At 65.4% G+C, this 12979-nt stretch carries 11 protein-coding genes and 4 pseudogenes; 9 read left to right on the forward strand and 6 right to left on the reverse strand.

Annotated elements, in window-relative coordinates:
• Positions 1-1327: pseudogene (locus ACTFO6_RS17000) on the reverse strand (DUF1722 domain-containing protein); the annotation flags it as partial.
• A gap of 110 nt (positions 1328-1437) precedes the next feature.
• Positions 1438-2154 carry an SIMPL domain-containing protein gene (locus ACTFO6_RS17005; protein WP_439935630.1) on the reverse strand — a complete coding sequence of 239 codons (717 nt, stop codon included), beginning with the start codon at positions 2152-2154 and terminating at the stop codon, positions 1438-1440.
• A 171-nt stretch (positions 2155-2325) separates the two neighbouring features.
• Here ACTFO6_RS17005 and ACTFO6_RS17010 point away from each other — a divergent pair, with 171 nt between their 5' ends.
• Positions 2326-3249: a TraB/GumN family protein gene (locus tag ACTFO6_RS17010; RefSeq protein WP_439935631.1), complete on the forward strand. Its 924-nt coding sequence runs from the start codon at positions 2326-2328 to the stop codon at positions 3247-3249.
• Between the two features lie 14 nt (positions 3250-3263).
• Here ACTFO6_RS17010 and ACTFO6_RS17015 read toward each other — a convergent pair whose 3' ends face one another.
• Positions 3264-4262, reverse strand: coding sequence for a LacI family DNA-binding transcriptional regulator (locus ACTFO6_RS17015; RefSeq protein WP_439935632.1), 999 nt, complete (start codon positions 4260-4262; stop codon positions 3264-3266).
• A gap of 245 nt (positions 4263-4507) precedes the next feature.
• On the opposite strand from ACTFO6_RS17015, the gene hisD reads away from it, so the two are divergent.
• From hisD to ACTFO6_RS17055, 8 genes and pseudogenes are all read left to right on the forward strand, one after another.
• Positions 4508-5809, forward strand: coding sequence for a histidinol dehydrogenase (hisD, locus tag ACTFO6_RS17020; protein WP_439935633.1), 1302 nt, complete (start codon positions 4508-4510; stop codon positions 5807-5809).
• On the forward strand, positions 5809-6579 hold the full coding sequence (locus ACTFO6_RS17025; RefSeq protein WP_439935634.1) for an SDR family NAD(P)-dependent oxidoreductase: 771 nt from the start codon (positions 5809-5811) through the stop codon (positions 6577-6579). The genes hisD and ACTFO6_RS17025 overlap by 1 nt, the downstream gene beginning before the upstream one ends.
• Before the next feature lie 23 nt (positions 6580-6602).
• Positions 6603-7595 (forward strand): alcohol dehydrogenase catalytic domain-containing protein, encoded by a 993-nt coding sequence (locus ACTFO6_RS17030; protein WP_439935635.1) that lies wholly within the window; start codon positions 6603-6605, stop codon positions 7593-7595.
• Between the two features lie 10 nt (positions 7596-7605).
• The gene (locus ACTFO6_RS17035) at positions 7606-7854 is read left to right on the forward strand and encodes a hypothetical protein (RefSeq protein ID WP_439935636.1); all 249 of its coding nucleotides are present in this window, start codon (positions 7606-7608) and stop codon (positions 7852-7854) included.
• A 37-nt stretch (positions 7855-7891) separates the two neighbouring features.
• The gene (locus ACTFO6_RS17040; protein WP_439935637.1) at positions 7892-9052 is read left to right on the forward strand and encodes a TRAP transporter substrate-binding protein; all 1161 of its coding nucleotides are present in this window, start codon (positions 7892-7894) and stop codon (positions 9050-9052) included.
• Between the two features lie 62 nt (positions 9053-9114).
• Positions 9115-9630 carry a TRAP transporter small permease gene (locus tag ACTFO6_RS17045; RefSeq protein ID WP_439935638.1) on the forward strand — a complete coding sequence of 172 codons (516 nt, stop codon included), beginning with the start codon at positions 9115-9117 and terminating at the stop codon, positions 9628-9630.
• Between the two features lie 9 nt (positions 9631-9639).
• The gene (locus ACTFO6_RS17050) at positions 9640-10914 is read left to right on the forward strand and encodes a TRAP transporter large permease (RefSeq protein ID WP_439935639.1); all 1275 of its coding nucleotides are present in this window, start codon (positions 9640-9642) and stop codon (positions 10912-10914) included.
• A gap of 144 nt (positions 10915-11058) precedes the next feature.
• Positions 11059-11367: pseudogene (locus tag ACTFO6_RS17055) on the forward strand (helix-turn-helix domain-containing protein); the annotation flags it as partial.
• Between the two features lie 178 nt (positions 11368-11545).
• Here ACTFO6_RS17055 and ACTFO6_RS17060 read toward each other — a convergent pair.
• The 3 genes and pseudogenes from ACTFO6_RS17060 to ACTFO6_RS17070 form a co-directional block, all read right to left on the reverse strand.
• On the reverse strand, positions 11546-11758 hold the full coding sequence (locus ACTFO6_RS17060) for a transposase (RefSeq protein WP_439935640.1): 213 nt from the start codon (positions 11756-11758) through the stop codon (positions 11546-11548).
• A pseudogene (locus tag ACTFO6_RS17065) lies at positions 11667-12262 on the reverse strand (transposase). The gene ACTFO6_RS17060 and the pseudogene ACTFO6_RS17065 overlap by 92 nt, the downstream one beginning before the upstream one ends.
• Positions 12263-12366: 104 nt before the next feature.
• Positions 12367-12681, reverse strand: a pseudogene (locus ACTFO6_RS17070) (transposase family protein); the annotation flags it as partial.
• Between the last annotated feature and the right edge of the window lie 298 nt (positions 12682-12979).

Genomic DNA, 12979 nt, shown 5'->3' on the forward strand with positions numbered 1-12979 from the left:
ACGAACGGCTCTCTCCGCCAGCGCGTGTTGTGCGGAAGAATGTGGGGCAGAAAAACGAATTTTTAGAGGTTCCCTTTACCCGATGTCGGCGCAAGTGGTGCTCGAGCAGGGTGAGGGGCGCGATAAGAGGTACGATGCCTAGGCGATATCGTTCGATGAGCCCGACGAGCTCCTGCCGGTCTTGGGCATCCAGCCGCTAGCTCACATAGCCCAGCAGGTGCTGCAGGACGTTGGCGTGGGCGCGCCGAGTCGCCCGGCGCTTGAGCGCCCCCATGAGCTCGGCCGCGTACTCGCGGGCGAGCGCCTCCATCGGCCGGCGGCCCGCTTCGGCGACCAGCCGCCCCAGGCGCCGGTAGGCGGCCTGGCTGTGGGCGAGCACCTGAAACTTGTGCTCGGTGTGAAAGGCCACCAGCCGCGCCGGGGTGAGCCCTCCGCGCAGCAAGTCCTGCCAGCGGCGGTAGACGTAGACCCGCTCGATGAAGTTCTCCCGCAGCGCCGCATCCGCAAGCCGCCCCTCCTCCTCGCACGGCAGTAGGGGATTGGCCGCCATGAACGCGCGGGCATAGATCCCGGCGGACTGCCCCGCGGGGGTCCCAAAGGGGCTGTAGACCCGCACCCGCTCCATGCCGCAGGAGGGCGATGCGCGCTTGAAAACGTAGCCGCAAAGCCCCTTAAGCTCGGCCGCCAGCGCCACCCCGGGAAACTGGGCCGGCGGAACATGGGGGAGGAAGGCACGGGCATCCAGATAGATGGCGTGCCCGCCGGGCGGCTGCACGATGGGCACCCCCGCCACGGCGAGGTGCTCGCCCAGATAGGCGACCGAGGCGATCCGGTATCTCAGGTAGTCTTCGTCCAGCGCCTCCTGCAGGCCGACCGCCACCGCTTCCAGATCGCGCCCCGCCAGGCCGCCGTAGGTCGGGAAGCCCTCGGTGAGAATGAGGAGGTTGCGCTCCTGGAGGGCGAGGGTGTCGTCGTTGGTGCACAGGAAGCCGCCGATGTTGGCGAGCCCGTCCTTCTTGGCCGACATGGTGCAGCCGTCGCCGAGGGAAAAAATCTCCCGGGCGATCTCCCGGGCGCTCTTTTGCCCGCAGCCGGGCTCGCGCAGCTTGACGAGATAGGCGTTCTCGGCGAAACAGCAGGCGTCGAAGTAGAGGGGGATCCCGTGCTTGAAGCCGAACACGTCCTGCACCGAGCGCCGGAAGTGTTCGAAGCTGGCGCTTCCGGCGTAGCTTTCGTCGCCCAGCATCGTGGCGGCCCATTGCCGGGTGCTCATAGCCGCCGTCCCGGAATCGGTGAGCAGGTCGATCAGGATCCCATCGGCCGGCAAGAGAAACAGGTTATAACCCGCCCGGCGCAGCAGCGCCTCCCGCTCCGCACGGGTGGTCCAGCGAATGGGCTCGACGGTCTTGATGCGGAAAGGCTCGATGATGGTCTTGATCAGCGCTCCATCTGCACCGATCCGCGGACGGTGACGGCCACCTCGGTGCGCCCGCCCTCCAGGGGCACGGGCGCGGCTTCCGCCGGAACGCTCAGGGCCTGAGCCCGATAGGGCACCGGCGGCTCGCCTCGGCTCGGCCCCGAGGACACGCTCACCTCGCGGATCGTGACGCCCCGATAGCCGAAGGCTTCGGCCGCCTGCGCCGCCTTGCGCCGGAAAGCCTCGATGGCGGCGCCGATCAACCGCGTCTCTTCCCGCTGGCGCGCTTCGTTAGAGAGCTGGAAACGGACCTGGGCGATCTGCATCAAGGGGTTGAGCCGGGCGCTCAAGGCCGAGAGCTTGGGAAAGTCTTTGGATTCCAGGATCAGCTCTCCCCGGGCCCGCCAGCGCACGATCTTGCCTTTGGGATCGTGCTGGGGGAAAGTGCCCACCCCGCCCGTGCGTACCTGCACGTCCGGCACCGCCCGGGCCTGTCCGGCCGCCTCGTCCAGGGCCTGGGCCACTTCCCCCGCCGCCGCGGCGGGATTTTCCGCCTGGCGCTCCACTAACAGCGTCACGACCGCCACGTCGTTGGGAATTTCGACGGAGGCTTCCGCGTCGAGGGTAAGCACGCCGGAAAGCGCCTGGTCATGGCCCGCGCCGGACTCCGCTCGGAGCGCTCCGCCGCCCAGGGCCAAGCCCGCGGCCACGATCATCAGCCATCGTTTGACCTGCATCTCCGATCTCCCATGGTTTGCCGTTCACCCGCCGGGCGCCGTAAAAATGCTGGAGCACGAGGACAGCGATCAATGGTTCTCCACCATCCATCGAAGGCTCGACGGGCGGTGCCCATTGTCCCATTCGCTGCTATCCTTGACCATCGCCACCTCACCCTGCAGCTTGTGCCCATGCAGCTTGTACGACGTCCGTTCCCCCGGAAGGGCTTCCTGATCTTCGCCAGCCTGGTCGCGCTCTGGGCCGCCGACCGGGCGCTGGCTGAACCCCCGGCGTCCGCGCCGGAGCGGGGCGGATTTTCTCGGGGCGTCTTGTGGAAGGTGGAAGCGAAGGGGGTGGCGCCGAGCTACCTGTTCGGCACCCTCCACCTGGACGACGATCGGGTGCTGGCGCTCCCCGAGCCCGTCAGGGGCGCCTTCGACCGCGCCCAGACCTTCGCCGCGGAACTGCTGTACGACGAGGCGGCGGGCCGCGCCTTCCGCTCCGCCATGGTCACGGAGGCGCCCCGGCTGCCGGCGCTCCTCGGCGAGGCCCTCTACGCCGAGGCGGACCGGTTGCTGGCCCGATACGGCATTCCCGGAGAAGCGCGACCCCGCCTCAAGCCCTGGGCGGCCATGCTGACCCTGCTGCAGCCGCCCGGAGCCACCGGCCTCATCCTCGACCGGGTATTGGTGAACGAGGCAGTGCGGGCGGGAAAGTCCATCCACGCCCTGGAAACGGTGGACGAGCAGATCGCCGCCTTCGACGGAATGCCCCGGGAGACCCAGCTCGTCCTGCTGAAAAAAGTGATCGCCGACTATGCCGCTCTCCAGGAAGCGATTCACCGCCTGGTGGGGGCCTACCTGGGGCGGGACCTGGAGGCCCTGTGGCGGCTCAACGCCCAGGCTCTGGGGGACGACGGAGACCTCCGGCCCCATAACGAGCTGTTCCTGCGCCGCCTCCTGTACGACCGCAACGAGCGCATGGCCGAGCGCCTGGCGCCCCTCATCGCCCAGGGCAGCGTCTTCGCCGCCTTCGGCGCGCTGCACCTCTACGGGGAGCGGGGCGTCCCCAGCCTGCTCGCGCGCCGGGGATTTTCGGTGGAAGCCGTCTATTGACCGCACAAGCACCATCAGGGCGGCGGCGCGGTGCTGGCACGCACGATCAGCTCGACGGATACCTCCCGAAGTCTCTCCACCTCCTCTCCGGCTAGGCGGGCAAGCAGATGCTGGGCCGCAAGCTGGCCCAGCTCCCGGGTAGGCACCCGCACCGTGGTCAAGGCCGGCTCGATCAGCGAGGAGATTTCCAGGTCATCGAATCCGGTAATGGAGAGTTCCTGTGGTATGGCGATGCCCTGGGCCCGCGCCTCGGTCATCGCGCCTATGGCCAGCACGTCGTTGCCGCAGATCACCGCCGTAGGCGGCGGATTGAGCTGCATGAGGGCCGCAAGCGCTCGGCGGCCGTCACCGAAGGTGTAGGGCCGCTCCAGGACATGTTCGGGATCGAGAACGACGCCCCGGGAAGCGAGGGTCTCACGCACGCCGACCACGCGTTCCCGGGCGCGGTCGTTTCGGGCCGTGAGACCGGCGATCATCCCGAAACGGCGATGACCCATGTCCAGCAGGTACGCGGCTATCCGGGCCGCCGCTTCCCGGTTGCGGAATCCGACGCACGGGTGCCGCCCTTCCGGGTCCAGCGCCCAGGTCAGTACGTAAGGCAAGCGAAACGATTCGAGCAGCTCGAACAGCGCCGGCTCGTGATCGAGCCCCACCAGCACCAGGCCGTCGATGCCCCGCTCGAGGAGCGGCCGCACGACGCGCACTTCCCCCTCAAGGTCGAATTCGTGGGACGCCACCAGCAAGGTGTAGCCGTTTTCCTCCAGGGTCTTCTGCAAGGCATGGGTCGCGTTGGCAAAGATGGCGTTGTCTAGGGTGGGAACCACCGCGCCGACCGTGCGCGAGCGGCGGGAGCGCAGGGCTCGCGCCGCCCCATGGAGCACGTAACCCGAGAGGCGCACCGCGTCCTCCACGCGGCGCAGCATCTCTGGGCTCACCTTATGGGGCGTTGAAAGGGCCCTGGATACGGTCGCCGTGGACACGCCGGCAAGCCGCGCCACATCGGCGAGCTTCACGTCGTGCCGCGGCTCGGCGCCCTTCGCAGAAGCACCGGCCTGGCTGCTCCATCGTCTAGAGCTCATTGAGGTTTGTTCAGCATTTTATGATATCGATTACAACCCACTACCTTCTCGATAAGTGACTCCTATCAATAATACATTGTTTTTTATATTGTATAGAAATTTCTATATTTTTGACTTGACAAATCCACCTGCTTCGCCAAATATTCTGTAATCGATTACAAATACAAGGCCCATTCCTCATGGCTATCCAATACCTCAAAAAGGCATCCAAGACTCCTGAAACGGAAACCGGCGCCGCTCAAAAAGTCGTGGGTGAGATGCTGGCCGAGATCGAGCGGAGTGGCGAGCAAGCGGTGCGCGAATACGCCCGGAAGCTCGACCATTGGACCGGCGAGATCCTGGTCAGCCCCGAGGAGGTGGAACGCCGCACCCGGGACATACCGGCGGCGATCAAGCGCGACATCGAATTCGCCACCGAGCAGGTGCGGCGCTTCGCCCTGGCCCAACGGGATTCCATTCGCGAGTTCGCCGTCGAGTTGCATCCAGGGGTCACGGCCGGCCAGCGCTTGGTTCCCGTTAACGTGGCAGGCTGCTACGTGCCCACCGGGCGCTACGCCCACATCGCCTCCGCCTACATGGGCATCGCTACCGCCAAGGCCGCAGGGGTCCCCACCGTGATCGCTTGCTCCACCCCGTACCGGGGCGAGGGCATCCACCCCCTGGTGCTCTACGCCATGAAGGTAGCAGGCGCCGATCTTATCATGACCCTCGGCGGCGTCCAGGCCATCGCGTCCTTGGCCTATGGGCTCTTTACCGGCAAGCCTGCGGACATCATCGTCGGCCCCGGCAACAAGTACGTCGCGGAGGCGAAGCGCGCCCTTTTCGGTAAGGTGGGGATCGACGTTTTCGCCGGGCCGTCGGAAGTGGCGGTGATCGCCGACGACACCGCGGACCCTGCTCTGGTGGCGTCCGACCTGGTGGGTCAGGCGGAGCACGGCCACGAATCGCCCGCTTGGCTTTTTACCACCTCCCTGGCACTCGCTGAGGAGGTCTTGAGCCAGGTTCCCCGGCTCATTGCGGCGCTCCCCCCCACGGCACGTGCAGCCGCCGACGCCGCATGGAGGGACTATGGCGAGGTGATCCTGTGCGACACGCGGGAAGAGTTGATCGAGGTCTCCGACCGCTACGCCTCCGAGCATCTGGAGGTGCACGCCCGCGACCTGGACTGGTGGCTCGCCCATCTCACCTGCTATGGGTCGCTTTTCCTCGGCGAAGAGACGACGGTGGCCTTCGGCGACAAGGCCTCGGGGCCCAACCACATCCTGCCCACCAAGGGGGCGGCCCGTTACTCGGGAGGGCTATCGGTTCACAAGTTCCTTAAAACCCTCACCTGGCAACGCATGACCCGGGAAGCGACCCGCCAGATCGCCCAGGTCACCGCCCGGATCTCCCGGCTGGAGGGCATGGAGGCCCACGCCCGCAGCGCCGACGACCGGCTGCGGAAATATTTTCCCGGCGAGACCTTCAAGACGGCAGCCTGATGTCCCTGATCCGACGGTTGTTCTCCCTCGAGGGCAAGGTCGCCCTGGTCACCGGCGCGAGCTCCGGCATCGGCCAGGCCATTGCCCTGGCGCTGGCCCAGGCGGGCGCTCGGGTGGTCTTGATGGCGCGTCGGGCGGCGGAGCTGGACGAGACCCGCGGGCGTGTAGAGGCGCTGGGCGGCGACGCGGCCTGCGTGCCGTGCGACCTCGCGGTGCGCGCCGAGCTGTACTCCGGAGCCGCCAGGGCGGCCTCGTTCTTCGGTCCGCCAGACATCCTGGTTTCCGCCGCCGGCGTCAATATCCGGCGGCCCATGCTGGAAATCACCGAAGCCGACTGGGACGTCACCCTCAAGATCAACCTGGAGGCGCCCTTCTTCCTGGCGCAAAAACTCGCACCCGCCATGATCGAGAAAGGCTGGGGCCGCATCATCAACATCGCCTCGCTGCAGTCGGTGCGGGCGTTCGGCAATAGCGGCCCCTACGGGGCTTCCAAGGGCGGCATCGCCCAGCTCACTCGCGCCCAGGCGGAGACCTGGTCCCGCCACGGCGTGAACGCCAACGCCATCGCGCCGGGGTTTTTCGAAACGCCGCTCACCGCGCCCGTGTTCGGCGACCCGCAGCGCGCCCGGGCCATGGCCCAGCGCACTTTCATCGGTAGAAACGGGCGACTGGAGGATCTGGCCGGCACCGCCATCTTCCTGGCAAGCCCCGCTTCCGACTATGTGACCGGACAAATCATTTTCGTGGACGGCGGCTTTTCCGCCGGATGATCGATACGAGAGGAGCCTTGCCCGTGAAAGCTCTGGTCTACACCGCGCCGAACCAGGTGGTCTACCGGGACGAGCCGGAGCCCTCTGTAGGGACGGGCGAGGTGCTGCTCGGGATCGACGCCGTTGGCATCTGCGGCTCCGACATGCACGCCTATCACGGCCACGATCCCCGCCGGGTCCCGCCCCTCATCCTGGGTCACGAGCTGGCCGCCACCATCCTCGAGGGACCCGGGAAAGGACAGCGCGTCACGGTCAATCCGCTCATCACCTGCGGCCGCTGCGACTACTGCGTGCAAGGCCGCAACAACCTGTGCGCCCATCGCGCCATGATCGGCATGACCCGACCCGGAGGCTTTGCCGAGCGCATGGCAATCCCCGCTTCGTGCCTGATCTCCATTCCGCAGGACATGGATCCCAAGCGGGCGGCGCTCACCGAGCCCGCCGCCACAGCATTGCACGCGGTGGGCATGGCTATGCGAGCCCTCGCCCGGCCGCTGCCCGAAGCGGACGTGCTGGTGATCGGCGGCGGCGCCATCGGGCTCCTCTGCGCCCTCCTGCTACGCGCCTACGGTTGCCGCGATATTCGACTCGCCGAGACCAATCGCCTCCGCCGCGCCTCGGCCGGAAAGACCGGCGCGGCTCAAGTTTTCGATCCCCTCGCAACCAGCATTACGGAGAACTCGGCGACGCTGGTAGTCGACGCAGTAGGGGGTAAGGCCACCCGGGAGGCCGCCCTCAAGGCGGTAACGCCCGGGGGAGTGGTGATGCATATCGGGCTCCAGGACTGGGCGAGCGAGATTGACATGCGCAAGCTCACCCTGTCCGAGGTCAGCCTGATCGGCACATATACCTACTCCACGGCGGACCTGCGCGCGGCCGTAGACGCCTTGCATCGCGGCGTATTCGGGGATCTGGATTGGGTCGAGGTGCGGCCTCTCCAGGACGGCCCGCGAGCATTCGCCGAGCTGGACCAAGGACGGGCGGCCGCCGCCAAGATCGTGCTGTCTCCCCACTGAACGCGGAAAAATGGCGGAAACGACGCCACGAGCCATGGCGAGCGCAGCGCGTAACGGCGGCCGGGTTTTCTTCTGGTTCTCCGCAGGCTTCCTGCTCGCCTACGCGCTCAACGTCCTCGCTGGGCTCGCGGCCACCCGGCTCGGCTGGGCGCTTCCTCGCATCGGCGACGTGGGGGAGTTTCTGCTGGTGCTGACCGGTATGTTGTGTTTCGTGACGGGCCTGTTCTGCCTCGAGGACAGGGCGTCCGAAGCGCCGTAGCGTGAAATTCGACGTAAACCGAAAGAGGAGGAGTACCATGTCGCGAAAGCAACCATCCGAAGCGCTGCAATCCCACGAGCGGCGCCGCTTCCTGGACGTGGCCGTCCGGTATGGCTTCACCACCGCGGTGCTGGCCGCCACTGGTGGTTATCTGTGGTCGGAGCCCGAGGTAGCCCTCGCCGCCCAGGACGAAGCGGCTAAACAGAAGGCGGCTAGGTTTACCATGACGTTCGCCACCGAGTACAAGCTCGGAGCCTACGAGACCTATCCCATCATGCAGGAAACGTTTAAGGAGAACGTGGAAAAGGCCACCGGCGGCGCGGTATATGTGAAGCTATACCCCGCCGGACAGCTTGGGATCGGCGCTGCCCTGGGACAGAAAATCCAGGGCGGCACGGTCCACGGTGGCGCGATTTCTCTCTCCAACTTCTCTCCCTTCGCCCCGGTTGTGGACTTGGTCAACATCCCCTTCTGGTGCGGTGAGAACCAGAAGTTCGCCAACCTGGTGACTTCCAAGGCGTGGGCCGACGAGGTGAACCCTCGCGTCGCCGCCAAAAACTACCGGACCATGTTCTATTACACGGTGGATCCGCGCACGGTGGCCGTGCGGCGCGGTTTCGGCAAGGTCGTGAAGACCCCGGAGGACATGCGCGGCATGAAGATGCGCATCCCCCCTTCCAAGCTGCTCGCCAGGTTCTACCAGCTTGCCGGCGCGAATCCTACCATCGTCCCCTGGGGCGAGACGCCCACGGCGCTCAAGCAGGGCGTGGCTGACGGCCTCGATCCGTCCATCGGAGCCCTTTATACCTTCGGCTTCATCGACATCCTGGAAGCTATCACCATGGTCGACTCCGTGCCGGACGCCCAGATGTTCGCCTGCAACCTGCAATGGTTCAACACCCTGCCCAAGGACTTGCAGGTCAAGTTCGACGAAGCTTGCGAGCAGACCCAGGCGGCCTCTTTCGCCCAGATCCCCGTGAGCCGCAAGAACGCCATGGAGGCCATGGGCAAGGCGGGTGTAAAGTTCTATAGGCCCTCGGCCTCGGAGATGAATCAGTGGGTGCAGGCTTGCGGCGAGCAGCGGCCCGAGTGGAACGAGTTCAAGAAGGAACTCGCCGGTTCTATCGACGTATTCGAGAAGCTCAAAACCGCCGCCAACACCCAGGGTAAGATCAAGGTCGACGACCACCCGGCCTGACAAGCCCGCGGGCGGGCGGCATCTACTCCCGCCCGCCTCCCTGCACCCTCCTGGAGCGAGGTATGCGCGAATTCCTCCGCAGGCTCGACCGCAACGCCGAGCGTTACCTCATGCTGGTGTTCTACTGCACCATCGTGTTCGTCATCGTCACGGAAGTCTTCCGCCGCTTCGTCTTGAGCTATTCCTCCCTTTGGGGCGAAGAGGTGGCCCGCTACGCCTTCATCTACCTGGGCTGGGTGGGGGCCTCCTACGCCGTCAAGGAGCGGGCCCACATCCGCTTCGACGTGCTGCTTCACGCGGTGCCGAAGCGGCTGCACGGCTACATCTACCTGTTCGGCGAGATCGCCACCTTCGTCTTCGCCTGCTTCGCCCTCTACTGGTCGCTGCACACCATCGGCACGCTGATCCAGTTCGACGCCCGGTCGTATGCGCTGCGCATCAGCAAGGCCTGGTTCGAGGCGGCCATCCCCGTAGGCTTCACGCTGATGATGGTGCGGCTGGTTCAGTCGGCGGCGCGGGACATCCGCGACCTGCGCGCCGGCCAGGAAGCCCGCGGCGGCAAGCTCCTCTTCGACTAAGGGCCGCCCGTGGCAGTAACGCTCTCCCTGCTGCTGGTCTTGCTGCTCCTCGCCCTGGCGGTACCGTTCTGGATAGCCCTGGGGCTGGGCACCGTAGCGCTGCTCCAGGCGACCGGGGCGCTGCCTCTATCGCTCCTGGGAGAAGCCCTGTTCGAGGGGGTAGACTCCTTCGCCTTGATCGCTATCCCGCTGTTCGTGCTGACCGGAGACGTGATGGTGCGCTCGGGCCTGGCGTATAAGCTGCTGGACTTCGCCGAGGCCAGCACCGGATCGTTCCGCTCGGGCTTCGGCACCTCCACCGTCCTGGGTTGCGGCCTCTTTGCCTGCATTTCCGGCTCGGATGCGGCGGACGCGGCGGCCATCGGCCGCATCACCATGGACCGGCTGGTGGAGCGGGGCTACCCAAAGCCTTACGCCTGCGCCCTGGTGGCGGCGGGCGCCTGCACCGGCATCCTGATCCCGCCTTCCATCGCCTACATTATCATTGGGCTGGTGCTGGGGATCTCCTCGGCCACCCTGTTCGTCGCCGCGGCCATCCCCGGCGTGCTGGTGCTGCTCGGAGTCATCGTCACCAACGCTGTTGTCAATCGCCTAGAGGGCTATGAGAACTCCCGCCATCCCTTCTCCTGGCGTCGCTGGTTGCGCACTCTCAACGAGGCCAAGTGGGCGCTGGTCGTACCAGTCATCATTCTTGGCGGGATCTACAGCGGCATCTTTACGCCGACCGAGTCCGCGGCAGTGGCCGTGGCGGTGGCGCTGGCGGTCGGTCTGGTCCAGCGCACCATCACGCTGCGCGATTTTCCGGCCATGTTGGAGACCTCTGCCCGGGTAAACGGCGTGATCCTGCCCATCATAGCGGTGGCGATGCTCTTCGCCCAGGCCCTCACCGTGCTAGACGTCCCGCAAACCTTCGTCCAGACGCTCACCTCCATCACCGACGATCCCGCGGCCCTGCGGGTCGTGATGCTCGCGATCTTCATCGTCGCCGGCATGTTCATGGAAGCCACGCCCAACATCGTGATCCTGGCGCCCCTGCTGCACCCCGTAGCCAAGGCCATCGGCATGAACGACATCCATTTCTGCGTGTTCATGATCACCTCTCTGGGCCTGGGGTTCATCACGCCGCCCATGGGGCTCAACCTTTTCGTGATGTCGGGGCTCACCGGCCAGCCCATTCTGGCTATCGCCCGCCGCGCGGTGCCCTTCGTGATAGGGATGATCATCATCTCGGCCGTTGTGGCCTTTGTCCCCACCCTGTCCCTATGGGCGATAGGAAATCGCTAATGGGTGATGAACCTTCAAAACCGTGGTTCAGCAAACTGGCAGGCAGTATCTATTGAGAATTACGTAACCTCATGACAACCTTTTTCTCCCTGATGCGTTATATCGATGTTGCGATTGCATCAAGGAGAAAGCATGGCGGTCAAGATGGACGAGGCGGCAAAACGGCGTGTGCGCGCGGGCCGGTTGCTGATGAAGGGCAAGAAGCCGGCGGAAGTGGCGGCCATAGTCGGGACGCCGCGGCAGAGCGTGTATCGCTGGCTGGGCGTATTGCAGGAGAAAGGCATCGATGGGCTGCGCGAGATGAGCAAAGGCAGCCGTCCCTCCCGGATGTCCGCCGAGCAGGTCGAAGAGCTGCGCGAGGCGCTGCTGGCCGGGCCTGTAGCTTGCGGGTACGGCACCGATCTATGGACACTCAAGCGGGTGCGCCTGCTGATCGAGAAGCGCTTCCGTCTCCGATACAGCGAGGTCCAAGGTCTGGCGCCTTCTGGGGGCGATGGGCTTTTCCAGCCAGAAGCCCGAGAGGCGCGCCATCGAGCGCAACGAGCAAGCCGTCGCGCTCTGGAAGAAGCGCACTTGGCCTCGGCTCAAAAAAAGGCTCTTGCGGCTTTCGTGTGGGTGGGCCCCGAAAAGATCATGGTGCACAGCCGTCCGGATAGAGATCCAGGCCCCCGCAGTGAAAGAGAATACTGATGCGGTACTGGACGAGGTTGCGGTAGCCCCGGGCATTGGCTTTGATCAGCTGGATTTTGCCATTAGTGCCTTCGGCAACGGCGTTGGTGATGCGGTGCTCCGTGTAGGCCAGGAGTCCCGGCAGGTGGCGCTTCAAGGTTTTGGCTGCATTCACGATGGGGGGGCGGGTGTGAATGGGTAGCCCAGAAGTACCAGCGGTCGAAGAACTTCTGGGCGGGACCGGCATAACGGTAGTTCCAGAACTCGGCAAACGCCTCCTTGATCGACCAGGCGCGGCCTACCTTCAGAGTGTCGATTCTGAGGGATTGAAAACTCTCATGCTGGCGATCCGTCCAGTTCCTGGGTTCTTGAGCCACAAGTACTTCGTTCGGGTGAGGGTCTCCTCGCCCTGAGCTTTGAGGTGGCGATGCTCCTGCCGGCGTACGAGGTCGACCGTCTGGTTGAGCTCCTTGGCGCAGTAGAACTTGTCATGCACGATGGCAGCTTGAGGCACGGCCTCCCCCGTGGCCTGCATGTAATTGTCCCACATGTCCATCGCGACCGCCTGGACACCATCACGCTGGACCTGCGGGATCGTGGCCCAGAGAGCATCGGCTGCCTCCCGGGTGCGTTCGGGCGCGACGTCGAGCACCCGCCGCCCGGTGATATCGTGCAGCACCGAGACATAGTCGTGGCCTTTACCGAGCTGTTCTCATCGAGACCGTAAAAGGCAAGACCCTCCAGGGAGCGACGGCTGAGCCCCCGGGTGACCGAGCGCTCCATGATCCGGTCGACCTGGTCCCAGGACAGCGCCGTGAGCCCCTGGGCCTGGACCTTGCTCCACACGGCTTTGAGCACCTGGATGGCGAAGGCCTCAAAGAGCTCGGTGAAGCGGGAGGCGTCCTCGGCCCAGGTGACGCGCACCTGCTTGACGCCGCACTGCGGACAATTCACGCGGGAGACCTCCGCCGTGATGAATGTTTTCCATTGCATCGTATTCAAATGCCGCCAGCGCCGGGGGCGGGCATCATAGCCCGGGGCCACAGCCCCACAGCTGGGGCAGATGAAAGCCGTATCCGGTCGCCACTGCACGGTCACGGCGATCTCCCCGAGGGGGTGACCCGCCGGAGGGGGGTGATAGCCACTGCCGTCACCTCCCAAGGTGCCGTCAGACCCAGAAGCGTTTGGTAGAGTTCGGTATCGCGCATAGCTCCGCAATACTCGCCCGGGGGCCGGATTTAGGCAAGACCTCCCTGACCCACACGATTTCCTGAAGAGCCAAAAAAAAAGCCCAGCGGGAAGGCCGGGTCATCGTCTTCAGGGAACCTCTAAAAATTCGTTTTTCTGCCCCACATTCTTCCGCACAACACGCGCTGGCGGAGAGAGCCGTTCGTGG

Origin of the sequence: Pelomicrobium sp. G1 (assembly GCF_051905455.1) — a bacterium.
GTDB lineage: Bacteria > Pseudomonadota > Gammaproteobacteria > Burkholderiales > UBA6910 > Pelomicrobium.

Excerpts from the sequence above, each read along its gene's own strand:
- ACTFO6_RS17005 (WP_439935630.1), bottom strand. The coding sequence starts at position 2,154 with ATGCAGGTCAAACGATGGCTGATGATCGTGGCCGCGGGCTTGGCCCTG.
- ACTFO6_RS17010 (WP_439935631.1), top strand. The coding sequence starts at position 2,326 with ATGCAGCTTGTACGACGTCCGTTCCCCCGGAAGGGCTTCCTGATCTTC.
- hisD (WP_439935633.1), top strand. The coding sequence starts at position 4,508 with ATGGCTATCCAATACCTCAAAAAGGCATCCAAGACTCCTGAAACGGAA.
- ACTFO6_RS17025 (WP_439935634.1), top strand. The coding sequence starts at position 5,809 with ATGTCCCTGATCCGACGGTTGTTCTCCCTCGAGGGCAAGGTCGCCCTG.
- ACTFO6_RS17035 (WP_439935636.1), top strand. The coding sequence starts at position 7,606 with ATGGCGGAAACGACGCCACGAGCCATGGCGAGCGCAGCGCGTAACGGC.
- ACTFO6_RS17040 (WP_439935637.1), top strand. The coding sequence starts at position 7,892 with ATGTCGCGAAAGCAACCATCCGAAGCGCTGCAATCCCACGAGCGGCGC.
- ACTFO6_RS17045 (WP_439935638.1), top strand. The coding sequence starts at position 9,115 with ATGCGCGAATTCCTCCGCAGGCTCGACCGCAACGCCGAGCGTTACCTC.